The 26,913-nt window shown below is 54.9% G+C and carries 7 protein-coding genes; 4 read left to right on the forward strand and 3 right to left on the reverse strand.

Going from position 1 to position 26,913, the window contains the following annotated elements; all coding sequences use genetic code 11:
- The first annotated feature begins 430 nt into the window (after positions 1-430).
- Positions 431-1,537: a Gfo/Idh/MocA family protein gene (locus FF011L_RS03370; protein ID WP_145350148.1), complete on the forward strand. Its 1,107-nt coding sequence runs from the start codon at positions 431-433 to the stop codon at positions 1,535-1,537.
- A gap of 146 nt (positions 1,538-1,683) precedes the next feature.
- The gene (locus FF011L_RS03375; protein WP_145350149.1) at positions 1,684-2,760 is read left to right on the forward strand and encodes an acyltransferase family protein; all 1,077 of its coding nucleotides are present in this window, start codon (positions 1,684-1,686) and stop codon (positions 2,758-2,760) included.
- 120 nt (positions 2,761-2,880) lie between these two features.
- On the opposite strand, the gene FF011L_RS03380 is transcribed toward FF011L_RS03375, so the two are convergent.
- The 3 genes from FF011L_RS03380 to FF011L_RS03390 form a co-directional block, all read right to left on the reverse strand.
- Complete coding sequence (locus FF011L_RS03380) at positions 2,881-19,419, reverse strand: CHRD domain-containing protein (protein WP_145350150.1); 16,539 nt, start codon at positions 19,417-19,419, stop codon at positions 2,881-2,883.
- 610 nt (positions 19,420-20,029) lie between these two features.
- Positions 20,030-21,334, reverse strand: coding sequence for an Lpg1974 family pore-forming outer membrane protein (locus FF011L_RS03385; protein WP_145350151.1), 1,305 nt, complete (start codon positions 21,332-21,334; stop codon positions 20,030-20,032).
- Between the two features lie 586 nt (positions 21,335-21,920).
- Complete coding sequence (locus tag FF011L_RS03390; RefSeq protein ID WP_218932991.1) at positions 21,921-22,985, reverse strand: AAA family ATPase; 1,065 nt, start codon at positions 22,983-22,985, stop codon at positions 21,921-21,923.
- Between the two features lie 158 nt (positions 22,986-23,143).
- On the opposite strand from FF011L_RS03390, the gene FF011L_RS03395 reads away from it, so the two are divergent.
- Together FF011L_RS03395 and FF011L_RS03400 are read left to right on the forward strand one after the other, a co-directional pair.
- Positions 23,144-25,468, forward strand: coding sequence for a DUF4159 domain-containing protein (locus FF011L_RS03395; protein ID WP_218932992.1), 2,325 nt, complete (start codon positions 23,144-23,146; stop codon positions 25,466-25,468).
- A gap of 314 nt (positions 25,469-25,782) precedes the next feature.
- Entirely contained in the window at positions 25,783-26,799 is a 1,017-nt protein-coding gene (locus FF011L_RS03400; RefSeq protein ID WP_145350153.1) for a hypothetical protein, read from the forward strand.
- Positions 26,800-26,913 lie beyond the last annotated feature (114 nt).

Genomic DNA, 26,913 nt, shown 5'->3' on the forward strand with positions numbered 1-26,913 from the left:
ACAGCGATAGACGACGATTCGGTCGTGACTATCAGACTGAATCGGCCGTCGGACTCCTTTCGCTAAGCAGAACAGCTTACGAGACCGAAGAATCTTGCCACGGCAGCCGCAGGATCGGTGTATCGGTCACAACCGATACCGTTTGCTGTACTAGCCGCCTTCCTACCGCCCCGTTCGATCATCGCGTCATTTCTCTTGCGTCATTTCTCTAGATGACGTTTCGATAGGCCTTCAAGTCGATTCCTTTTGCATCCGTCGGTTTGGCTGCCAGGAGGCCCAAAACTTTGGCAAAAAAACGCGGGCTTCCAGAAAAGAGTCGACTCACTAAATCAATAGACCATTGGGGAGGTTCTTCGCAGTCTCCTTGGAAGCCGCTATGCTAGTGCCTCGATATCTTGTCTTCGCTGCTCTCCACCGAACTGCCTCCACTATGCCTACCCAAACCTGTCGCTGGGGTTTTTTAAGCACCGCAGCAATTGCCCGCAAAAACTGGAAAGCCGTCTGCCTTTCGGGCAACAGCACGGTGACCGCGGTTGCCAGCCGATCCCAGGATTCTGCAAGCCGGTTCATCGACGAATGCATGGCAGAATCGCCGATGTTGCCAGCCCGTCCCGCAGCGGTTGAAGGGTATGAAGCCCTCTTGGCTCGTGAGGACGTGGACGCGGTCTACATTCCTCTGCCAACTTCCATGCGTTTGGAATGGGTTTTGAAAGCGGCCGCCGCAGGAAAACACGTTCTGTGCGAAAAACCGATTGCGGCAACGGTGAGTGAAGCCGAGCAGATGGTGGATGCCTGTGCCAACGCTGGCGTTCAATTTATGGACGGAGTGATGTTCAGCCATAGCGATCGCCTGGAATCGCTGCGAGCCGTTCTGGATGAATCGGGGCCCTGCGGCCAATTGCGCAGATTGAATGCCCACTTCAGTTTTAATGGTGGACCTGATTTCGAACAGCAAAACATTCGCGCCGACAGTCAACTGGAACCTCACGGTTGCCTGGGCGACCTGGGGTGGTACACGATCCGGTTTATTCTCTGGGCAATGGATTTTCAGATGCCTGAATCGGTCATTGCCCGCACGCTTCGGACCATGCAGAAACCTGGCAGCCCAGAGCCCGTGCCGGCGGAATTCACGGCAGAATTGAATTTTGCGAACGGAGTCTCCGCCGTTTTCTACAACTCGTTTGTCACCGAAAACCAGCAGACCGTTAGCATTTCGGGCGAAAACGGTTACGTCACGCTGAATGATTTTGTCCTTCCGTTTTATGGTCCTGAACTGGCTTGGGAAGAACATCAACACGTTTTGGAAATCGACAATTGCCGCTGGAATTTTGGCCAGCACAGTCGACGCAATGCGGTTGTGGAATACTCCAGTGGCGAAGCAAACGCTCAAGAAACCAAGATGATTCAGACGTTTGCAAGGTGCGTGCTGACGCAGGAAACCGATCCGTTTTGGCCGCAAATTGCAATCAAGACGCAACAGGTGCTGAATGCGTGCCGGCAAAGTGCTGATCAGCAAGGGGCTGTGGTGTCGCTGTAGCCTCGGCTCCGATCGATGTAATCGACATATTCGATTCGTCCGGCTTGGTTACCCCCCAAATGTTATGCATGCTGCCATGCCAGCGGAGCGTAGCGGTTGCTTAAACCTAGGTTTACGCAATCACTCCTCTTGCCAAGTTTGTTCAGATGCCTGCACCCGCTGTTCCTCATCGTCGAATCGTCGAATTAGACGCCCTTCGTGCAATGGCGGCTATCAACCTGGTTCTCTTTCACTTCACCCATGTCTATGCGGTGAAGTTCGGATACTCGTCTCCGTTAGGATTTGAGTGGCCGTACGGTGCGTATGGCGTTGAACTGTTCTTCATCCTGAGTGGATTTGTTAATGCGATGTCGTTGCTGCGACGTGGGCAGCCGACAAATTTCCTGCTTGCTCGGTTCATCCGAATTGCACCCATTTTCTGGATCGCTATCGGGGTAAATGCCTGCATCGCTGGCATGGCTCCCTTGTCGGAATTTCCTGTTTCCGGAAGCCAATGGCTGGCCAATTTAACACTCATGCCCAAAATCTTCGGGTTCGATTGCGTCGATCCGGTGATGTGGACGCTACAAATTGAGATGCTGTTCTACGGGATCTTGACGGTACTTTATGTTAGCGGGGCGTTGAAGCGGCCCGTCCTAACCTGGGCCGCGATGGTTACCGCATCGTTGCTTGTCTGTCCGCTGCACGATTCATGGATCGCTGCTGGAGAATCGGGCATGCATGTCCAATTCGCTGGAATCGTACGAAGAATAATGCTGCTGGATTTCATCCCACTGTTTGGGATCGGTTTCTTGCTTTACATGATCAAGATTGGCAAGGGACCGATGTGGCGCAATCTATGCGGAATACTGCTTGCCGCGGCTGTCTTTCATTCCATCGATCATGGGAAACATAACCCGCTAGCGACCGCCTTGATTATTGGCTTGGTAACGCTTTCAGCTTATGGGAAAATACCGCTCCTGAGGTTCCGCATTTTTGTTTGGATCAGCGCGATCTCTTACCCGCTTTATCTGTTCCATAACAATTTGGGGACCGTTCTGATTCATCGTTTTGATCAGGCGGGTGTGGCACCTGTGGTCGCCATGTGTATCGCGTTGGTATTCTCGATTGCGTTGGCGATTTTAGTGACCACGCGAATTGAACAACCGTTAACGCGTTACCTTCGGAACCGATTTCTTGAAGGCCGCATTGCGGCGGCAAAAAGAGCTTCCGCAAACTCATAAGAACGGGCCGCATCGATGTCCGGCGATGCGTGAACCTCGCTTCACACCCGTCGACAGCAGGCGGATCGCTCCGCCCCGCTGTCGATGGCTGATCGGTTATCGGCCTCTAGGTCCTAATTCCTAAAGGTTCTTTCCCTGAGCTTCTGCATCAGCCCACTCGAGCAGTAGATCGTCATCGTCGTCATCCGAATCGTTAAAGACGGCATCGACGGCGGCGGCGTAACTTGCTGCAGAAGAGGAACTGCTCGCGGCTTCACCTTGTGGAGCCGAAGATTCGCCTTGAGACGATCCAACGCGGCCCTGACGATTCAATACGTTGATGACTCGTAAGGCATCAAGTGGTGCAATCGATCCGTTGGCATCAACGTCCAAGTAATCGCCACCGAAGGATTGCAGAACCCGAACTGCCTGAGCCGAGGAGGCTGAAGTAATTCCTCGGTTCAGGGCGTTGATAACGGTCAATGCATCCAGCGGGGTGACGAATCCGTCGTTGTTTACGTCCGCAGGATCCCGCAGGTTGGTAAACCAGCCTGTGGTATCAAGCGGTTCGGAAGATCCAACGGGTGGGTCAAAATTGCCCAGCAGCGGAAGGGCAAATTCGTCACCAAACTGAGCGACCAAGTCATTGCCCAGAGGGGCAGGACTGTAAGGGTCAAAGACGGTGCTTGGCAAAGCGGCTTGCCGGTCCGAGACCAGGAAGTGGAATTCACCAGCTTCTTTGGGCAGTTGGCCTTGGCGGTTCGGAACCCACAATACGATGTCGTCGATTCCGTCCAAGTTCATGTCGCCAGCAACCGGTTTTTCACCGAAGCCGTTGAAGTAGTAATTGAGCGTATCGTCGACAGTACCGTTTCGATCTAAGTCAAACTGGAAGGTGCCGGTGTCGTTGTTGAAGGTGGCAAGATCATCTTGACCGTCGCCGTTGAAGTCACCAACAACCGGGATGCCTCGCAGTTCGGTGGCAAAACGTTCTCCGGCATCGATCTGGTTATTTCCATTCGTATCGAGGTACCAGAACTGGCCGTCAAACGCACCGATTTCATCGCCAGGATGGGCCGCGTTGAAGTTCCCGGCTACGGGGATCGCGTTCACCTGATAGTACATGGATCCGACAGTGTCGCCCGCACCATTATCATCGGTGTCGAGGAAGAACTGATAGTCGCCGTTGAAGAACCCGTAAGTTCCGACTTTGTCATAACCCGATGCGGTTACCGCTCCTGCTGGAGCAAAGTTGCCCGCAAAGTAAGCGTCGGTGATCTGACCGAAGTGATAGATAAAGTCGCGGTTGCTGGCGTCATTGTCCTGGCCTTCTGGATCCCAGACAAAGTTGCCGTTGATGTCTGCGTAAACGGTTCCCTGTGACCAGGTCGCAATTTCCGGACGACTGTCGACGGTGAAGCGAGCCACAAAGTCGCCGCCTGGGACTCCATCGCCGGAAACAATTCCCAGGTTGAACAGTGAGAATCCATTGGGTTCGTTGAAGTCCCCTTCACCGTCCAACGCATTGCCCGCTGGATCGGACAAACTGTCTTCCAACGTCAGTGTGAATCGGTCATCCGGCAGAGGGGTGTCAAACAGCAGCACAAATCGTCCGGTAGCGATCATGCCGTCAGCCGGTGGATCGCCTACGTACTGCAGGGCTGCAATCGAGATGATTCCCGAATGGTCACCGATCAGGTGAATGCGTCCATCCAGCGTTGCACTTGCCTCGATCGCAGCGTATAGGAACGCTGCCGTTCGGGCTGGTAGGTCTTGGACATCGACGGTCAAACTGGTGATCGCTGGTGTTGGACCTTGATCGATACCATCGGGCTTCAATTCAAACAGGTCGTAGCCAGGTGCGTTCGTAATGTAGACATCGGTAACCTGCGGCCCAGCGGTGTCGATGAACACGTCCAAGCGAATGCTGCCGTCGTTGGGCGATAGATTTCCTGAAACGTCCTCTGTCTGTAGTAGGACGGTTCGTTGCCCATCAACGCCCAGCCCTGCCAATCGTGGATCATGGTTGAAGTTGACGTTCGATGTCAATTCCCATGAACCGTTCGGGAACTGATTGCTTCCGTCTAGTGGCTGGGCAACCGTTTGGCCGATCAGAACATCGTCGTCGCCGATGACTCCATCGCCGTCCACATCTACGTACGCTCGGACAACGGAATTCGCTTCGGCATAACCAAAGAAGGTTGGCGTCATGTCGTTGGTGATGCCGTCGCTGTAGGTCGCTTCGACACCGATCACGCCGCTGTCACTGGATGGATGTAGCCCGTCCGTTGCGATGGAAGCTTCACCGAAGGAAGCGGGAGGAGCAACCGTATCAACGATCACTTCCAGCGAAAGGCTACGTGGCGCAAATCCGGTGGCAGGTGTTGCGGTGGCGGGCGCCGCATCATTGTCGGCCGGATCAATAATCTGAACGCGGCTGGAGATGAAGTGACTGCCATCGGTAAGTGGATCGGTAAACGTGAAGGAGTAGACTCCGTTCAAGTTCGCAATCGGCTGGGCATAACCAAGCAACACAGGATTGTGCGTGTCGGTTTCGTCATAGATTGCGACGCGGTACCCAGCGGTCAAACCGACAGGGGATGTCGCGGTTGAAGGATTGTGTGGAATCGCAATCATTTGATCGGGAGCATCCGCACCTGGGACGCCAATCGCATTGCCTGGAAGATCATTCAACAGAATGGCGTCATCCAAACGCAACAGAATCGTTGGCGTGTTGTCGTGCGTGATATTGTCAAATTGGCTGCGTCCACTGTCCGAAACGCCCGAGACGTTTTGGACATTAATTTGCCCGCGAACTTCACCCCCTGCATTGTCTGACGAATGCACGTTGATGTAGGTGTTGCCCGCCAGCAAGGCAGTGATATCGGCCGGGGTTCCGGTGAACGGAACGCCAACCATCTGCAAGCGGATGCCGGAAGGTTCTTGAACCCAGCCTGCAATCCCGGCGGACAGAGCTTGAATGACCGGGCCATTCACCCCGACAGCACCATTGTGGATGTGAGCGGCAACAAATTCTGGCAAGTCCGTTGCATTGGTCAATTCCACGCCGCTGACAAACAGATCTAAGTCAAACGTGTTGGCGACCGCGTCGTACTGGAAGTTTGCCGTTCCTGTTGCAGGGGTGATGACTGGTGGGTTCTCTTGTGATCCGGTCAGGATCGTAAGATTGTCGGCCAGTTCGATATCAAACGGCGTGGGAGCCGCATGATTGACTACGGAGAAGTTGTAGGCGTTGATGGCGTTCCCGGCATTGCCGAAGACCTGCAGATAATAGGTCTGTCCTTCGACTGCCGGAATTCGGACACGTTCGTTGTCGTCCGCATCGTTTAGGCCAAATCCGGCAATGATATTGCCATTGGCATCCAAGACATTGATGTCCAGGTTACCGTCGTTTGGCAAGCCGGGACGTCCGCTTGCAAGATTCCCGACTTGTCGGAAGTAGACCTGGAAATCAAGCGTTCCGGTCGTTTCGGCAACCACGCGGTAGAAGTCCTGATCGCCCGCGACATCTTGACCGTCACCAAACGGATTGGCCAAGGGGCCAGGATCGATGGTTGGGTCGACGTTGATCGTTTGCCCGGAACCCAAGTAGGTTGCGTTAAAGCGATCGTCGTTGCTTTCGAATGGATCGTGCTTGAAGACGGCCAACTGTGAACCGTTGCTGTCATTCATGATCGAAGTGCCCGTTTCGTCGATGAAATCGATCCGTTCGATTTCTGAGAAGACGGTTAGAAGTGGCTCGGCATTGCCTGGGCCGATTTCAACGCTTCCTTGGTCATCCGAAGCCCCTTTGCGGTAAACAACCAAGTCATCTGTGCCATCATCGACGACTAACAACCGGTCACTGGTTGCGTCACCGCCGCCGACCACGGTCATTCGCAGCGAATCGTTCAATGCGGCGTTGACGCCATGAGCGTCCAGCCAATTGATTCGAATCAAGTCAGCGCCCTGACCGGCAAGGACCAGTGCCTGTTCGACAGTGCTAGCGACTAGGGTGTCGATCTGCAGGTCCCCATCGACGGTATGCTGCAGGGTTGTCGGAGCGGCCTGGAAAACATCAATAACGTTGTTCGCAGAAGTTCCGTCGATTTGAATCGTGTCGAATCCATCGCCACCATCAAAAGTGTCGGCTCCCGCTTCACCGATCATGGTGTCTTCACCGTCGCCGCCGTTGATCAAGTCGTCGCCCGGTCCACCACGCAAGAAGTCGTTGCCGGCGTCGCCATTAATGATCGCCCCATTGCCGACACCAAGCGGAGAAGCGTTGGCGTTGATCACGTCATCGCCCGCGTCCCCATTGATTGTCAGCATGGTGACATTTAAGACGGCAGCTTCCGTGGTGATGGTGTCGTTGCCTTCTTGCCCGTGCAGGACCACCATATCCTGCGCCGATTCAAGGTGCTGGATATGAATGGAATAGTCGAAACCACTGACGTCGACGTTATTCTGATCTTGGGTGACCTGAATGTCGTCCGCGACCAAGCGGCCGTGAATTTCAACGGTATCGGTAACGCCGTCCCCTGGGGAAACTTGCAGGTCAAGACCCGCCAGGGTGGTGTGAATCAGGTCCGTCCCTTTCTGAATGGGCAGGCCAGCGGTCGAGGTTGCATCCGCCTGATTGTTAACGACGATTTCGTCAGCACCGGCCATGGCATCGATTTCGATATTTTCGATGTCGCTTGTACTGAGGAACACCTGTGCCATGTCTCGGCCGGTGGAATTCAGGGCGACAATGGCTCGTGATGCATCCTGCGTTAAGCCGATATTCTGCCCGGCAGGACCGAAGAAGATGGGAAAAGCAGCGGCTGCTGGATTGAAGTCACCACCGCCAAAGATTTCCATGCGATTGTCCGCTGCGTTGCCGATGAACTGTAATTCATCGCTGCCGCCCGCTCCCCCTTCGATCACATCGCTGCCATCACCAGCAATCCAGATAAACGTGTCGGAACCGTCGCCGCCATAAAAGCGGTCGCTGCCGGTGTTTCCGCGGACCGTATCATTGCCCGCCTCGCCATAGATCACATCGTTGCCCGCCAAAGCGTCGATAATATCGTCGCCAGCGCCACCGAAGATCAAGTCAGCCAACGGACTGCCAACGATGTTGTCATCCCCCAAACCGCCATAGATCGTGGCGTCTAACATTGTCGAAAGATTCACGATGTCATCGCCTGCACCCGCGTCAACGACCTTACGGACACCGGCCAACGTCAATGAAAGCGAGACGTTATCGGCACCGCCCAGCGACGAAACTTGCACTTCGGCAAAGCCCGTGTCGCCGGCTGTGACATTTATGCCAGACAATGTGATCGTGTCAGCATCTGACGTAAACGTGTCGGCCGCTTCGGTGCCGACGACATGTAGTACATCCTGTCCGGTTCCAGAAGAATTGGCGGTTAGTTCGTTACTAAAACCGACCAAATTGGCTGGGAAGATGGTGAAAATATCCGCGCCAAAGACGTTCACGAGGTCGACATCGTTAAACCCGTCGAAATCGATCGATTCACGTGCGTCGATTTGAATGCGGTCGCCAAAGATTGGCCCGGCGTCGACGGTCCAAAGGCTATCGGAAGCATCGTCATTGACGGTTAGATTGTCCGAATTGCCGGGGTTGGCCCGCAGCATCACATGCTCGACGCCGATATAAGGAATCGCCAAGACGCCGCCACCGACGATGGCCACTTGTCCGTCACCGCGGTCAAAGCCCGGGGTCACGGTGAATTCTTCGTCAGTGCCTGCAGCACCGTTCACGGTCAGCACATCGCTGCCGCCAGGGCCTCCGCCAAAGACATTGATATTCGTATAAGGCTGTGACTGATTGACGACAAAGTCGTCGTTGCCATCCAGCCCATCAAGGGTCAGGTTTTCAATACCGGTTTGGTTCAGTGCGAGGTAGGTGGCCGAAGGGGTGACCAGCGAAACTGCGCCGGTGGTCGCTGCAACGTCGAAGGCATCGTCAGAGCCCGTGCCGTTGACGACCAACGTGTCGTTTGAGTCACCACCGTCGATGTTCAGGGTCGCGTCTGCGCCAAGGTTTTGATACTGAATGCCAAGCAGTGTATTGACTCGGATCGCACCCTCGTCGCGTACGCTGCCTGGTGTATGAACGATCGTGTCGTCGGCGGCCGTCCCCACAACTGTGAGAACATCCCCGGCACCTTCACCGTCCAATTCCAGCAGTTCCACACCGCCTGGATCGGACGTGTGATCCAGTCCTGGGCATGCAGCGACAAAGGCTCCGATCGTGATCAACGAATCGGTGCCGTCGTCAATTCCGTTGCCGTTATCATCGATCAGCAGCGTTCCGGTATCGGAACCGGTCGGCGTGTAGACCAAGTTGTCTTGACCTGGGGTTGCTACCGCCAAGCGATCGCCTTCATTGGGGGCTCCGTCCGAAGGAGCTCCACCGGCTACAAAGACGTTTACATCCCAAGCCGCCAAGTTCGGAGCTGCCGTTCGCAGCACGATATCGTCATCCCCTGACAAGGCATCGATATACAAGTCCGGGACATCGGTGAACAAGATGGCGATCCCGTCGTTGACCGAAACGGTAAAGTCTTGAACGCCATCGGTTCCGGGATTGGTGCTCGCATCTCGAGCGATCACGGTGATGTCATCGTCACCATTCGTCCCAACAATGACGGCACAGAGAGCATCGATCACGCCAATCGCTTCGATGTGGTCATAACTGACCCGCTCGTTTGCACCGTTTAAGATTCCACCTTCGTCATTTTCAGGACCGGCTTCGAAGAGAACGCCCATCCCACCGGCCAAAACATTGATCAGGTCGCCAGCCGAACTGCCGATCGGATCACCACCATCGATGAAGACAGGGATTTGACCCGGAGTGACGTTAAAGGTGTCATCCCCTTCTAGCCCAAAGACGCCTAGCGATTCAGCGTTTGTCCAGGTGACCGTGCCGTTGTTATCAATGACAGGACCATCGTCGATCGCAACGGTACCGGTCAGCACGTTCACATCAAAAGTTTGATTGAGTGCGTTCCCGACAACGTTCAGGGTGTCTTCACCCGCTGCGGTGTCGATCATTAGCTGACCGCCATTCACTTGATAGGTGACCAGCGGCGATTCGCTGGCTGCCCAAGGTTGACCGGACCGATTCACACCATAGGCATGTTCAATCTGGCCTGAATCGGCGTCAAACGGAGTGACCGTCAGGTCGTCGTCGACAACGGTTCCCAGCACGGTCAAGTTGCCGCCATTGGAATTCACGTTGATTTGCTCAACGCCGGTAAAGCGAACCGGTGCGAGTCCGGCTTCGGTGACGGTTAGTGATTGGAGGTCAAGAACGACATCACCACCGGTCCCTTCGAAGCTCAGTGCATCACTTCCCGCACCAGGGTTGCCAGCCTGGATAGACACGTTGATAACCGCCGACGGGGTCACGGTGATCGCGTCGCTGCCATCTCCTGTGACGATCAGCAGATCGCTAATCGAAGGCATTAAGGTAATCGAATTGATCAAATTTCCGTCGATGCTGTTAGTCAGGTTGCCGGCACCATCGAAGGCTACTTCGTCATCCATGTCGGTAGCGAAGAAGACAACGTTATCGCTTTCGCCAGCAATCGCACTACCAAGTACGCGTGCTGCAAAAGGGTTCATTCCTGCAAACGACACCGTTGGCATGGTGAACGGGGTTGCCGAAATGTTCATCGTCCCTTCGATGGTCCCCGAATCGGTCAGCGGAGCACTGAAGTATTCGAACAGGTCTTCGCCGTCCGTTCCTGTGACGGCAAACGAATCCCCTTCGCCAAGCTGACCCACCAGTTCGACATCTTCGGTGCCGCTATAGGTAACCGTTCCGGCAGCACCGCTGTGATCGATCGTGCCAGCCCCTTGGCTGGTCGGATTCAGTGTCAGGTTATCCAGTCCAGGAACCGACAGGACGGTCAGCGTGTCGCTGCCGTTGGTCGATGAACCGGATTCAACAGTGAAGGCGACGCCAGCTCCCGCCAGTCCGGCATCGACGACGATGTCGTCATCGCCGTTCTGCCCTTGCAGCGTGATGTTTGTAACGTTCGTATACGTCGCAATGGGGCCGTCGTTCACTTGAACTTCAACCGTTCCAGCGGCAGTCCCCGTCGCCGTAATGTGGTCATCGTCGCCTGTTCCGCTGACGATCCCCAAACCGGCGACTCCGGCCAGATCGACGGTGATTGATTCGATCTGCTCAAAGCTGACGTCGGCTGCACCGGCGGCCGAGAAACCACCAGCACCAGGTTCCGAACCGACAGCGAAGGTCGGAGTTGCGAATGGTGTTAGAACCAGAGTGTCACCGATGACGCCGACTGGATCGCCACCCTCTACGGAAATCGATACTGAGTCCGATTGAGTGACGTTAAAGGTGTCTCCGCCAGCGCCACCCATCACAACCAGATCCTGCACGCTTGCGGTCACTAGGTTGATGGTTTCCAAGGCATCGACGGTCACTGCGGCATCGCTGATCGTAATCGTGTTGGCCGCGTTGTTGGCATGCAGCAGGACGGCATTGCTGCCGGTCAGTCCATCCAGGCTAACGTCGCCGGTGTTGCTGAAATCGACCGTCAAAGATTGACCCGCCAACTGCAGCGAACCTGCATTTGTGCCGGTTGGAGTGACACTGAAATCATCGTCACCGACCGTTCCAAGAATCGTCAGGTTACCACCGAGAGCATCCACGTTTAGGTGTTCGACGCCACTGAAGCTAACAGGTCCAAGCCCCGCTTCGGCGATCGTCATTCCTTCTAGATCCAGAGTCACTGGGCCACCCGTTCCAACAAAATTTAATACGTCGCTACCGGCACCGGGATTGCCAGCCTGAACGACCACGTTGATATCTGGCGATGGAGTCAGTGTGATCGCATCGCTGCCATCTCCGGTCACAATCAGCAACCCGCCAATGGACGGCATCAAGGAAATCGAATTGATCAGATTTCCCGCGATGCTGTTGGTCAAGTTTCCTGCACCATCGAAGGAAACTTCGTCATCCATCTCGGTCGCGAAGAAGACGACGTTGTCGTTTTCGCCAGCAATCGCACTACCAAGCATGCGTGCTGCAAAAGGATTCATTCCTGTAAACGATACCGTTGGCAAGGTGAACGGAGATCCTGAAAGATTCATCGTCCCTTCGATGGTCCCCGAGTCGGTCAACGGAGCACTGAAGTACTCGAACAGGTCTTCGCCATCGGTTCCCGTAACAGCCAGCGAATCGCCTTCGCCAAACTGACCGACCAGTTCAACATTTTCGGTTCCGCTATAGGTCACGGTTCCGGAAGCAGCACTGTGGTCAATCGTGCCAGCCCCTTGGCTGGTTGGGTTGAGTGTGAGGTTGTCCAGACCCGCAACTGACAGGACAGTCAGCGTATCGCTGCCGTTGGTCGATGAACCGGATTCAACGGTGAAGGCCACGCCAGCACCCGCTAGTCCGGCGTCGACGACGATGTCATCGTCGCCGTTCTGGCCTTGCAGCGTGATGTTTGTGACGTTCGTATACGTCGCAATGGGGCCGTCGTTCACTTGCACTTCAACCGTTCCGGCAGCCGTTCCAGTCGCTGTGATGTGGTCATCGTCGCCCGTTCCGCTGACGATTCCCAGACCGGCAACTCCGGCCAGGTCGACGGTAATCGATTCGATCTGATCAAAGCTGATGTCGGCGGCACCTGCTGCGGAGAAACCACCCGCATCCGATTCAGGTCCTGCAGCGAAGGTCGGAGTCGCAAAAGGTGTTAGAACCAGAGTGTCGCCAGTAACGCCGACTGGATCGCCACCCTCTACCGAAATCGATACCGCATCCGATTGAGTGACGTTGAAGGTGTCTCCGCCAGCGCCACCCATCACGACCAGATCTTGCACGCTGGCTGTGATCAAATTGATTGTGGTCAAAGCATCGACGGTGACCGCTGTATCGCTAACGGCAAACGTGTTGGCCGCGGAATCCCCATGGACGACCACCGTATCGTTTCCGCCTAGCGAATCGACGGTGACGGCTCCAGCGGCCGTAAAGACGATTCCCAGACCGTTCCCGTTGTTCTCCAAAATGCCACCGCCAGCGGTCGGCTTGATGCCAATGTTGTCGTTGCCAGCCGTGCCGGTAATCAATAAGGCTCCAGCACCTGCGTTAACATTCAGGTTTTCGATGCCGGTGTACGACATCGTGCTACCTGCGATGCCAGCTTCGGTTACGGTTTGTGCGGCAAGGTCCAGCGTGAGGTCGCCACCGGTTCCGTTAAAGGTCAGTGTATCGCTACCGTCGCCGTTATCGCCGCCGATAACGGAAACAGTCAAGTTGGCACTTGGAGTCACGGTGATGTTGTCATCCCCGCCCAAGGCGTTGATCACAACGGAAGTGAATGCGGACACATCCACTGAGTTACTAAAGCCCAGTTCGTTTGTCACTGTCACGATGCCCGCCGCAGTGACTTCGATCGTGTCGTTTTCGTCGGTGCCTTGGATCACGGTTGCGGTTCCGGATACCGTGGCGTTTTCGACGCCTTGGTAGGCCAGCGACAGGAGCGGGGCTCCACCCAAGGTGACAGGATCAACGATGCCGGTGCCGGGATCGGTACCAGGCGTAATCGTTGCGTTCTGCGTCGTGACGGTCAGTGCATCGGCGCCAGCCTGCCCGGCTGCATTCAACGCCAACGCATTTACCGAATTAAGCGTGTACGTCAACGCGACTCCGCCGGCCTGCGTGATAACGCCGCCATCGAGTGCATTGGGAGTGTAGACAAACGTGTCATCAAGGGCTGAGCCCACCAGTTCGACAGAATCGCCCGCCGAACCACCGCCGTTGACCACAATATCGGTCAGGCCGGTTGGGAGTGTCGCGTTATCCAAGCGAATGGTGTCGCCGCCGCCAGCGGCATTGATGACAAGGGTGGTTTTGTTCGAGAAGTGGATCGGTTCAAAACCGTCGATAGCGATTTTTCCCCATGCAGGGTTGAGTTCGCTTTGGCTGTAAGTGATCGCATTGGCGGCAGCGTTTGCGTTTACCGTAAGGGTCGCCGCAACGACTAGATCCACAACCGGTTCCAAGCCGCTGAAGTGAACCACCTGCGTCGCATCGCCACTCACGTGGGTGACCGTCCCTGCATCGGCCGTTGGACCGATATCGTAAGTCGACGAATCGATCGCGTTTGGACCAACAAGCATCAGTTGATCGTTACCGGACCCACCGTCGTAGGTGATTCCGCCGGGCATGTCACTAAGCCCATCGATGTTGTCCAGGATCAGCGTATCATTGCCCGCTCCACCGAAGACATTGACGGTATCGATATCGATATCGCCACCAACTCCGCCACCGATTCGGCCAAGGATGGAGATCTCATCATTGCCATCCAGAAGGTCAAAGTTGACCACATCGATGTTATTGATATCCCGAATGCCGTACAGCAATAGTCCACTGACGCTGTCGGACACATTGACGATATTGTTCCCGGCCGTTCCCGCGGCGGTGAAGTTCGCAACGACGGTTTCGTCTCCGCTGGTCTGCGGGGTTGTGCCATCGGTCCCCAACAGTGTCAGCGTATTGGTATCGTTTAGGGAACCATCGTTGTCATCGATAATGATGTCGGTGTTGTTGACAAAGTCGATGTCAACAATCAGTGACCCATCGCTGGCGTTGGTGACAATCAGTTCGCCATTGTCGGGGCCAGAAGGTTTGACCACGATATTTTCGCTAACCGCACCGCCAAACATCGACGTGTGATAGATCAGCAGATCGGCTTGATCGCCGTCCGAACCAGCTGGTGCTCCTTCGTTGTAGAAGACGTCGATGTCCCAGCCCTGCGGTCGATCGTCAGCGTAAGGAGTGATCTCAAGCGTGTCGACCAGTTCGCCGCTGTTGTAATTCAGGAACGAAACGTTTCGGAAACCAAAGATCAACGTTCCATCAATAGGCGAGCTACCATTTAAGCTCCAGCGGAACTCATTGTCACCATCTGCATCGGGCTGAAATTCGGGCTGTGCCCCCGGGATAGGAGTGGCCGAACCGTCAACGTCGACACCGATAATTACCAGATTGTCGGTCTGATCGACGGTGTTGTTATTGTCACCAATGAAGTTCACCGTCTGGCTAGGATTGCCTGGTGTTGCCAACAAGGTTTCGATTGAAACAAACGTGACAGGCTGTGTTTCAATGCCACCGACAGATGAGGTCATCGAAACGTTTGGAGGGACCGCTTTGTCACTGTAGACGTTGGCTTCGTTCTGCAGGAACAGATTTAGAGTGTCGCCCGGCGAAGCGGGGGCGACGGGGATGCCACCGTCGATAAAGATCTGGGTGTCGACGCTTGGGGTGACGTTAAAGATGTCGTCCCCTTCTAAGCCACGAACGTCCAGGTCGGGGACGGTATCATCATAGGTGACGACATTTGCACCGAACTGCACCGTCGTCGCATCAATGTTGAACGTCTCGGCCGCACTGGTGCCATCGATCAACAGATCCGCTGTAATATTCCCAGCAAAGTCGTTGTTGGTGATATTGCCGGATCCGTCAATGATTCGAATTCCGTAGTTGTCGTTATTGGTGATCATGCTGCCCGAAACATTGGTCACGCCACCATCGCTAAGAATTCCACCGCCCGCACCTGGAGAGTTCGTGGCGAGGTTTGCATTGATCGTTGACAGGGTCACATCCAGGGTGCCTCCCGCATTGAAGATGCCTCCGCCACCCTGAAAGAAGTCGCCGCCATTGGCCGTGTTGTTTTCGATCGTGGTCCCATCGATCGTCATCGTTCCGGCCCCATTCCATAACCCACCCCCTTCGGCGGCTGCGGTGTTCCCGCTAACGGTTCCGCCGGTGATCAAGCTGTCGCCAGGGCCGGTGATATGTAGGCCGCCACCATTTCCGGGATTAGCTGACGTGGAGTTGTTGTCCAGGTTGACGTTCGTCAGCGTGATGCCTAGTCCAGCACCCGAGTTGTCCTCGATACCACCACCGGCACGAACGGCGGTATTGCCATCGATGAAGGTATTGGTGACGGTCAATGTTCCGCCTGCATCATTCAGAATCCCACCACCACTACCAGCTGCTCCGTCGGCGATGTTGGCGATGATTGTTGCGCTATCGATATTGATAAAACCGCCCGAATTAAAGACTCCGCCACCACCCTGATCGGACAACGCACCGCTCGCCGTGTTGCCAATGATGGTCGTTCCATCGATCGTCATCGTTCCTGTACCGTTCCACAGTCCACCACCTTCGGCTGCGGCCGTGTTTCCAGAAACCGTTCCGTCGGTGATCAAGCTGTCGCCAGGGCCGGTGATATGTAGGCCGCCACCATTTCCGGGATTGGCTGACGTGGAGTTGTTATCCAGGTTGACGTTCGTCAGCGTGATGCCCAGTCCGGGACCAGAGTTGTCCTCGATGCCACCGCCGGCTCGAACGGCGGTGTTGCCATCGATCAAAGTATTGGTGACGGTTAACGTTCCCCCTGCAGCATTCAGAATGCCGCCGCCACTACCTGACGCTCCATCGGCAGCGTTGCCGGTGACGAACGCGTTAGCGACATCGATCATGCCACCAATATTGAAAATCCCCCCCCCACCTTCACTGGCCCCTGCACCGCTAGCTGTGTTGTTTTCGATCGTCGCTCCGTCAATTGTCACAACGCTGTTTGTGCTCGCAATTCCGCCACCTATCACGCCGGAAATATTGCCTGCAATAGTCGGCGAACCGATGATTGCACTGGAATTCGCGATGTAGATCCCTCCGCCACTATTCGACGCACTGTTGTCAGAAATGTCGACACCGCCATCGATGGTCAATGTGCCAGCAGAGAAGAAATCAACCCCGCCGCCTGCGTCAGTCGCGAAGTTATTACTGATCGATGTCCCGGCTTGAAGATTTAGGTCAACATTCCCCGGAGTGGCTGAAATGCCTCCGCCAAAAGTGGCTTGGTTGTCGTGGATCGAAGTTCCTGAAATGGTTGCGACTGCCGCCACTCCAGCCGATCCGTCAAGGATCCATATGCCACCACCGCTGGCACCACCAGCATTATTTCCCGCGATTTCACCGCCCGTAATGCCAATCGTTTCTGCTTGATCAATCTGTAGACCACGTCCGGGCGTGTTGATCAAATCAACATTCGTCAATTGAACGTTGTCGTTGATTGCCAAGCCACCGGTGATGATCAAAGAGGCTGCGTAGGCCGTATCCAGTGTCGTGATCTGTAGTTGGTCGCCTTGGTCCCCCAGGTTCACGGTCAATGAATTTGTCGGGTTGGGGATCACCGTGTTTTCAAAGGTCGCCCCGTTGTCGATGATTTCAATCTCGCCAGGATTGACGCTATCCTGCAAGGTTGCGTCATTGGGGGTGCCCAAAGGCAGATTGAGGATGGTGTCGGCGGCATTGCCTGCAGCAATTGGTTCCAGTCCGTCGTAAGTAATTGTTGTTGTTAGCCCACCGTCGCTCAAAACGATGTTGCCGTTGTTCCCGTTAGGACCGACATCCACGTAGTTCAAGACTTGTGTCTGAACCGTACCGAAAATGGTCAATTCATCACCGGTCACTCCGGACTGGAGGCCACCATTGAACTGCACCGAAGTTGTGAACATTCCGTTTGCATTAAAATCGATGATGACAGAATCGTCACCATCGAGTCCCTCGAAGATAACGTTGGATGTTTGGATTTCGATCGGCGCTGCGCCATCAAGCGAATAGGCGACCGAATCATTTGTCGATCCTCGCATCAACAGCAGTGTGTTGTTGGCTGCGGTGCCCGTGATGGTCACGGCACCGGGGTTCTGCAGGTCAAACGTTTCGATCGAGATGTAATCGATCTGTCCGCCACCCACGTTGACCGAAGATTCGGTAACGGTCATCGGGTTGCCAGCTGCATCGACGATCAAGGTGTCGCCAGGTGAAGTTGGTGCAACCGGATCCTGTCCGTCGATCAAGAAGGACGTGGTTGCCTGAGGGGTGGGGACAAAGGTGTCATTGTCGTCTCCGCCACTCACGTTCGTGACCGGGGCGTTGATTGTCCCCGCCAAAGTGACCGTTGCTCCGACGCCAATATCGCTGTCGCTAATTGGATGATCCACTTCGACAGTGACTGCACCTGCGGGAGCGTTCAAGGTCGCACTCGCCTGCACGTCGATATCGTCTCCAGCGGAAAGAAGGATGTCGCCCGCGTTAGACTGTAGCGTCGCTCCGGTCGCCGTGATTGAATCTGCAGCGCCGGCGGAGTCGTCGACAGCGATTATTAGGTTTCCTGTGACCGTGATGTTTTGGTTGATGGTCATCGCCCCGGTCGATATCGCAGCCACTGAACCTGCGGTGATCGGTTGATTGAACTCAATCGTGCCGGCGTTCACCAATAAAGCTCCTGCAGCAATATTCGTGGGCGAAGTTTGAAAGCGAACTAGACCTCCGGCGGCCGCGTCCAATACCAAGTCCGCCGTAAACGATGGGTCCAAGCCCTCCACACCAATAACATCGGCTGCATTGCTCGAATTGATTGTTAACGAACCGGTTGGGTTCATGAAGAACGTATCTTCAAAGGTGCTGCCCGTTAGTTGGCTACCGCCGACTGTCCCCGGATCGTTGCTTAACACCGCATCAAGGTTTGCAATCGCAGGGAGATCGAAAATGATGTCGGTGGCAACCCCGCCATTGATAATCGGTTCTAAGCCGGCAAATGTGATTAGCTTGGCGTCCTGTTCAATCTGACCATTGAACCCGTTTGCGTCACTATCAACAAATGTGTAGGTCGTGGTTCCGACAGGGCCGGTATAGCCATCGAGCGTTAGGCTGTCACCTGCGGGAGTCGCTTGGTCGCCACCGTCAAACGAGAATCCGCCGTCAGGAATTGGATTGCCGTTGGAGAAATCGATGAACAGCGAATCATCCCCGTCACCCCCTGCAAAGCTAATCGAATTCAACGTCGCGGCAGCAACTGTGGTCACTGTTCCGTCTTGGATGATATCGACCAGGCTGTTATCACCGGCGTTCACTCGCAATTCGAATTGGTTGTCGGATCCATCCCCCACAAAGACCGGATCGGTGGTGAGAATCTGCAGGCTCCAACCGGAGGCGATTTCGCCGAGGTCGTTGTCATGATCGTCGAATGCATAGAGTTTCCACTCGCCGTTCGCGTCTACACCATTGAAAAACGTCAAATCGGTATTGCTAGCTCCCTGGGGAGCTGGCGAGGGAAAGTCATTAATGGTGCGCGGGATGACGGTACCGGCTTCGCTTTTATCATCGGGGGTTCCGACTGTAGGCAAGAACGATCCGCTAACTAATTCGCCACTGTCAGGGAACCCCGTCGCCGCTTGTGCGTCAAAGGTGACATCCAAGCTGCTGACCGCACTCAGTCCGCCGACGCTTCGCATCAAGATCGTTGCGGTGCCATTTGGATCGACCAGCATCAAACCCACATCATCGGGCGAGTCGTGCGAAAATCCTTCAATTTGAACATTCACATCGGTAACGGTGCCGTTCAGCCCCGAAACCTCAATCGAAGAAGGATAGGTCGCCGCTGGAGCAGCATTGTCCAGCATGATCGCATCGGCATTCGCAAACGTTGTTAGCAATCGGCGCTGTTCAAGGTTCTCATGTCCGAGCAATCGTTTTCGAAGCTCTTGGCGACGCGACTTCTTTTGCGAGTGACGCTTGTCGGTGCGAGCGGGTTTCGAAGCACGAAAGATATTGCGAATGCTCATGTCACGGTCCTGAAAAACTAGATGCAAATACGATGTGAGCGACCTCTAATCGCGCCGGTGGGAATTCTTCCCCCTAGCAAGACGGGGGAGATGGCGACAATGAGAGGTGTGAATATCGGTAGAATAGGCAGAGCTGATGGCGCTTGCAACGAATTTGTCATGCGGGCTTCTAAGAAATTTCGGAAAAATAAAAATTTCAGGTTGACTAAATGCGGCTCCTTGACCAACCGTAAATCGACGTTTGCAAGGCGAAAGCAAGGGGATCCTCACGTTTCGCCCCCCCCGGTGAGGACCGTTGAGGAGTGCACCGAACGGATTGCCCGCCGGAATTAAAGATTCCGCGAAAATTGACGCGAATGCGCAGAATGACGCCGGCTCCGTAGAGCGGCGTCGATTGGGGCTGGGCGATTAAGGCTGCCGTCCGGGAAAAGTATGCCCGCTTAGATGGAGGACATTGGCAGCTTCTGCTCCTGTGAGAGTTTCTCGGAGCCGATGGCGACGATCCGCTGGTGAGGTTATTCGATTGACCGAAAAGCGATTCGCCAACGAAAAAAGGGGCCCGACCGAAGTCGGACCCCTATTTGGGAAAATCAATTGCTGCGTTGGGAGTCTAGAACAGCAGCGAGATGCGAGCGGTCAATCCGCTGTAAGTGGTCGTTTCGCCTACATCGACTAGTTTGTTGCTGCGAACCGAGTCGATATATCCGCGAGTCGAAACGGTTTCGTACCAACCGCTCATCATGTATCCGGTCTGCAGGCGTAGGTTGTTCTTGTGGTTCATCCAACCGAGCCCAAGTTCGGCTTCCAGTACGGGGGTTGCGTGGAAGTCTTTGAAGTCGTTTGCGATGACACCGCCACCAAACTGATTTACTTGACGGTAGTTGGCGGTCCATTCACCGGCCATCAAACTGCCCATTCCCTTGCCGTAAAGAAACAGTCCCGTTCCGCAGCTGTAACGTTCGAAATCAAGTCCACCAGTGATGCCGAAGCCGTCGAAATCGATATCGGTCGAAACGGTGGTCAGTCCGGTTGCTACAGCAATTGTCTGCGATCCAACAAATCGTTGCTCGGTGTTGCCGTAGCGAAGGCCAGCCGACCAGTTCACGACACTGTTCTCGGTTCGTTTCCAAATTTGACGATAATTGAAGTCGAGCGTCTGGAAGGACATGTCATGGGCAGCAGTCGCCTGCAAACTTGCGGCTCCTGCGGTCAACCCACTTGGGTGAATGACTTGGGAATCGATGATATTACCTGGACGAGCGGTAAGCGTATTGGTGTCTCCGCCATCCCAGCGGGTATACGCCAGGTTCAAGCTGCTGCATTGATTTGCGGCAAGGGCTAGGCCGAAGCGATAACCAGGCTCGGCATCCATATCCAAGATTCCCATAGGACCAGTCGGAGCTGGGTTTGCCCCTCCCAAGCCATCCGTTTCGATAGCATGAATCAGGTCACTGCTGCCCGGAGTTAGGTAGAGGAATTCCGCGTACCCTCCGGTTCGGTGAGCCCACCATGGCTGGCAAGCTACAGCCGCTTTGCGTCGGCTCTTTCGCATTCCATGGCCGCCAGTGTCGCATCCGCCGTCGCAACCGATTGTTTCGCAACCGCATGTGTTTTCCATGATGCCGCAGCTGCCGTCGCAGACAGGAGCTTCACAGCCGCAGCTGTTTTCGTATCCGCCAGGATGGTAAGCGGACCCTGAACGGGCGAATGCTCCCGCCTGCTGAATGTCGTTGCCGTTTAGGTGGCGATTGATTGCGTCCTCGTATGCCGAGTTCGATTGGACGTCATTGTCTTGGGCCCCGTAACCATCCGCTGCGTAGGTGCCAGAGGTGTTTGCTGCAGCTAGGCCGCCAAGCACGGCTAATCCAGTGGCTGCCATGCAGTTACGCAGTTTCGAAATCAATCCAGTGGACATAGGATCCGCCCTTAAGTAATGCAATCAATCGTTAAGACATGCGGGGACGGCACCAGACGGCACTTCCGTGACAAACGGAATCTTCCCCTTCTACAGAGTGATTGATCGACCCGTCAGAGACGAAAAATTACGATTAACTAGATCCAGGTGAACAGCCTTCCTAACCGGTAAACTTTGACATTCCTTGCTCAATGCATGAGAACTAGCCGCAAATGCTGTTTCCCGCTGTAGATTTGTCCCCTAGCCCGATCGGTTTAGAACGGAAAGGGAAACGTCCTGTTTGCGGGGTGCCCGTTCCGTAAATCGCGCAGGGGGATCGATGGGGTTTACTATGTTCTCCTCTCCAGGGAGGGGCGATTTGTGAGTGAGGAGAGGGGTACTGCGCCGATGTTTTGACGTCGGTCCTTCATGTCCCCTCGGTTGTCCCCTGAATCTAAACCTTGAGGGAGATTATGCATCGCCGGCCTGCTCCGACGAACTGCCAAAGACAATTCGTATTCGATGCCGTCGAAGGAATGCATGGCGGCACGTGTTTGGGCGGCACGTGTTGCGGTCTGGAGTCGCAATCGTCCGTGGCTTGTCGGGGCTAGCTCTTGGGCTGTGACTTCTTGAATTTGTCAGGACTGGGGACTGGAACATCGACAACCAATTTGCGGATGACCGCGTCGGTATCCATCCCTTCCGCCTGAGCTTGAAAGTTCGTTGCGATTCGGTGTCGAAGAACGGGAATGGCCATTCGCGTCACATCTTCGGGAGCGACACTGAATCGTCCATCCATCGCGGCCAACGCTTTCCCCGCAGCGATCAGATTCTGACCGGCTCGTGGTCCCGCACCCCAGTCGACTAAATCTCGAATGTATTCTGGCGCTGATTCGTCGGCGGGACGCGTCGCCCGCACCAGGCTCGCCGCATAGCGAATCACAAGTGGGCTTACGGCGACACTATCGACTAGTTTCTGAACGTTCAGGATCGCCCGCCCCGAAAGGACTTTGTTCGGCTGCTCTGATTCGCCTCGAGTCGTCGCGGTGAGGATTTGTTCTTCTTCGATGGCCGACGGGTACCCAACCTTGATGTTAAACATGAAGCGATCGAGCTGAGCTTCAGGAAGCGGATACGTGCCTTCCTGTTCGATCGGGTTCTGAGTTGCGATCACAAAGAAAGGCTTCGGCAAATCCATGGTCTCGCGACCCACACTGATTTGCCGCTCCTGCATCGCTTGCAGCAATGCAGCCTGAGTCTTCGGAGGGGTTCGGTTGATTTCGTCAGCCAATAAGATGTTCGTAAAAATCGGTCCTTCCTCAAACCGAAAACTTCGACGCCCCTGTTCGTCTTCTTCTAAGACCTGCGTCCCCGTGATATCCGACGGCATTAAATCGGGGGTGAATTGAATTCGTTTGAAACTGACATCCAAAATATTTGCCAATGTGCTGACCATCAGCGTTTTGGCCAATCCGGGAACCCCCTCCAGCAAACAATGGCCGCGAGTAAAAATCGCCGCAAGCAATTGTTCGATGACCTCGTCTTGACCAACGATCACTTTGGCCAATTCGGTGCGCATCATCTGTTGGTGCTGAGCGAATTCTCGCAGCACATCCCCTAGATTACGCGACTTTCCAGCTGGCGGCGGTGGGGGAGTAGGAGCGGTTGGCATTGCAGGAACATTTTCAAAAAGACAAATTCACGGGAAGGGCCCGTATCTTACGGGGAAGGAACCTATTCAAGCAACGTCGCTCCTCGGCGGGTGCTTTTTTGGGCCGGGAAGCGTACCATAGCTATGGCTGATCGTTCATTTAAATGGAGTTGATATTGGTGCGTGCTTTTGCCTTCGTTTGTCTGTTTTTTGTTGCACCAAACCTGACCGCCAGTCTTTCGGCGGCGGAGATCACCGCGAACGACGTCCAGCGGTCGATCAACGGGGGTGTTCAATACCTCCGTTCGACGCAATCAGAAAATGGAAGCTGGCCCGCTTACCAGGGCCAAACCGGTGGCTTGAGTTCCCTTTGTACGCTAGCCCTTCTAAATTGCGGCCTACCGGCCGATGACCCGACCATTAAGAAGGCACTCCGCTATCTACGCGGTTTGACGCCCGATCGCACCTATTCGGTCTCGCTTCAGACGTTGGTGTTTTGCCAGCTTGGGGCGGCCAGCGATATCGGCGCGATCACTCGCAACGTGCGGTGGCTGGAATCGGCGCAATCAAACCGAGGCGGCTGGGCTTACGGAACGAATTCTGCGGGGCCTGACCCATCGAATACTCAATTCGCGCTATTGGCTTTGGGGGCGGCACAGGATCGAGGCATTCGCGTTGACCCGGCGGTCTTTCAAAAGTCGCAGACCTACTGGCTGCAATCCCAGAAGAACGATGGTGGATGGAGCTATCAGAGCGGATTTTCCCGAGGCAGCATGACGTGTGCCGGGATCGCTTCCTTGATCATCTGCGAAGGGCGAATCGGTCGCGGAGACGCACAGATTGTCGATGGCCGTATCATTTGCTGCGGTGGGGCCTCCGAAGAATCCGAGCCGATCGAAGAAGGGCTCGCTTGGTTGGGAAACCGCTTTAGCGTGAATACGCATCCTGGCGCAAGTGGAACCGCCTCGCTTTTCTATTACCTGTATGCAATGGAACGCGTCGGGCGGATGACCGGACATCGCCTAATTGGTGGCCACGATTGGTATCGCGAAGGGGCTGAATTCCTGATCGGAATCCAGGACCCGTTCCAGAACCGCTGGCGAGGAAATGGCTTTGGTGAAACCGATCCTAACATTACAACATCGCTGGCCTTGTTATTCCTTTCCAAAGGGAAGCGACAGGTGGTCGTTGGACGATTGCAATACGTTAATCAAGGTGCCGCCCAGCCACCGGATGACTGGCAGCGACATCGTGGGGGCCTGCAGCAATTGGTTCGCCACGTTGAAAGGGCTTGGGGGCGTGATCTAACGTGGCAGACGCTCCGTTTAGAGGACGCATCCACCGCCGACCTCTTGCAAACACCGGTATTGATTATCAGCGGCAGCGATGCGTTGCAATTGTCACCCGAACGCAGCGCAGTTCTGAAAGACTATCTGGACAACGGAGGCTGCATTCTTTTCGAAGCGAACGCGGGTGATGGGTGTGGAGATGCAGGCCCCTTCGAACGGAGTGTACAGAAACTTTGCCAGGAATGGTTCCCAAGTTCCCGCCTGGAAAAGCTTCCTCCTGAACATCCGGTTTGGTCCGCCGAAGGTCGAGTCCAACCCTCGCATCTTGGGAATGACTTTTGGCTTTACGGGGTCCAGGCTTGCTGCCGGACCGCTGTGATGTATTCCCCGAAAAGTCTTGCCTGTCGCTGGGAGCTAAGCGACCCTAGCGAGCAACGCATGGCAACGCCCGCTGTCATCCGCAAGGAAACCGCAGCGGCTGTTCAGTTAGGGCAGAACATCATCGCCTACGCAACGGGCCGAGACTTAAAAGATAAATTGGATACCCGTTCGATCCTGGTAACTGACTTCGACGCGGCGAACCAAAGAGGCGTCCTGCGAATTCCAAAATTGGCGGCTGCGACCGACAGTCAAGAAGCAAACCGAGCCTTGCCTAACCTTACTACGATGCTGCGTGATAAATTCTCAGTGCGGGTAATGCCCGTCGAGACCGAAGTCCCGCTAGATGCCGAGGCTCTGTCCGCATTCCCGATTGTCTGGTTCCATGGCAGGACGGACTTTGTTTGGTCTGATTCGGACCGACAGGAACTGCGGAAATATATTGATAACGGGGGTGTTGTGTTGGCAGATAGTATCTGTGGCAGCGAAGCATTCGCCAAAGCCTTTCGGCGTGAATGGAAAGCGGCTATTCCGGAAAGCCCCTTGGAATCGATGCTTCCGGATCACCCTGCGATGACGGCACAGTTTGGTTATGACCTAAGCAATGTCACCCTGCGAAAGCCGTCGGTGGGGCCGAAGGGAATTACCATCAGCAAACGGAAGACTTCACCCACCATTGAATTCGCAATGCACAAAGGGTTGGTTGCCGCCTATCTTTCACCGTACGATCTCAGTTGTGCGCTGGAAAGTTCCAATTCCATCCAATGCCCCGGATACGATACGACGGATGCCGCGAAGATCGGAATCAATTTGATCTTATATGCAATGCAGCAGTAATCGCTCGTCACGTTTCTAAGTGGGTGGTGGATCCAGCTTAGGGGGGGGCCTTTTATCAGGCAGGGATCGCGTGCTCGAGACTTGACGGCAGCGTCTGACGCAGTTGCTCTCGATGTCCTTTGCAAGCATTGAGATGAACTGGAGTCTCGTTGCATAGGCTCAAATCCGTTTTTTGAGTTGATCAGCCCCCTCTGCGGCGGTAGGATGCAGGAATCGAGTTGACTTACTCTTTTCTTATGCATGGGGTAGATGAAATGTGCAATGTAAATCGGAGTGAAGTGTTCAATGCGAATGAAGTCAGCATATATCATGTGATGAACAAAACTACTCGCAGCACGTATCTGTTCGGTTTTGACGTGCGATCGGAGCGTAATTATTCGTACCGGCGAGGGTGGTATCGCGACCGGATGGCATTGCTGGCTCGTTTTTTCTGTATCGATGTTTTGGCTTACAGTGTGATGTCAAATCATTGGCATGCGGTCTTGCGTAATCGGCCCGACTTAGCGGCGAAGTTAACGCCACGCGAGGTTGCTATTCGCTGGCTTTCGGTCACGTCCCGTGCGAAGTGTCGCAGTAAGAACGGCGGCGAAATATCCGAATCCGAAATCGCTAAGATTGTCAACGATCCCGAAGCTGTTGAAGAGCGTCGCTCACGGTTATCGAACATCTCTTGGTTTGTTCGACAGATGTGTCAAACGCTTTCCAGACGCTGCAACAAAGAAGACGGAGTGACAGGGCATCTCTTCGGCAATCGATTCCAGATGAACCGTTTGCTGACTGAAGAGGAGGTCCTTGCGGGAATGTTGTACGTCGACTTGAACCCACTGCGAGCTGGTTTAGCGGATGCGTTGGATGACTTTGCCGAAGTTTCGATCAGCGATCGGCTGAGAACGCTCGATGAAGAAGCCGTTGATTTTGGCTCATGGCTGGCACCGTTGGAACTACCGAGCGAGGTAGACGGCAAGCAAGTGGTGGTTGCGAACAAGCTAACGGCGGCGCAGGTGGAGGAGCAAGTGCGGAAGCGAGAGACGCTAAGTGAAAAGCTCGGATGCGTTCCAATGAAGCTAGAGGCCTACGAAGAGCTGTTGTGGCATTTGGCGATTCAGTCGCGACCAGAACTGCAAGCTTCAGAGAGGCTTCCCGCGAACCTGTTTCGAGGCCCGATAAAGCTACGGGAGACGTCGGTCAACATAGAAGAACTGAGCGAGCGGCACGCGCAGATGGGGCGTCGCTACGCATCGCCAGTCGACCAGCAAACTCGCATCTTGCTCCAGCGGCGTCTGGCCGCCGGGGATTCTATACCGATCGATAGTACCTGGTCGGTCGGTTAAGCCGAAATTTCGGCTCATCCAGTCGCTTGCCGCGTCCCAAAAGTCAAGAAACGGGCCTTTGATCGCTACCGGTACATCAATGCCCCAAAAAAACACCAAAAAAGAGCCGTAAAG

This window comes from Roseimaritima multifibrata (genome assembly GCF_007741495.1).
Classification (GTDB): domain Bacteria; phylum Planctomycetota; class Planctomycetia; order Pirellulales; family Pirellulaceae; genus Roseimaritima; species Roseimaritima multifibrata.

Coding starts and splice junctions, on each gene's coding strand:
- FF011L_RS03370 (WP_145350148.1), top strand. CDS start 431: ATGCCTACCCAAACCTGTCGCTGGGGTTTTTTAAGCACCGCAGCAATT.
- FF011L_RS03375 (WP_145350149.1), top strand. CDS start 1,684: ATGCCTGCACCCGCTGTTCCTCATCGTCGAATCGTCGAATTAGACGCC.
- FF011L_RS03380 (WP_145350150.1), bottom strand. CDS start 19,419: ATGAGCATTCGCAATATCTTTCGTGCTTCGAAACCCGCTCGCACCGAC.
- FF011L_RS03385 (WP_145350151.1), bottom strand. CDS start 21,334: ATGTCCACTGGATTGATTTCGAAACTGCGTAACTGCATGGCAGCCACT.
- FF011L_RS03390 (WP_218932991.1), bottom strand. CDS start 22,985: ATGCCAACCGCTCCTACTCCCCCACCGCCGCCAGCTGGAAAGTCGCGT.
- FF011L_RS03400 (WP_145350153.1), top strand. CDS start 25,783: ATGAACAAAACTACTCGCAGCACGTATCTGTTCGGTTTTGACGTGCGA.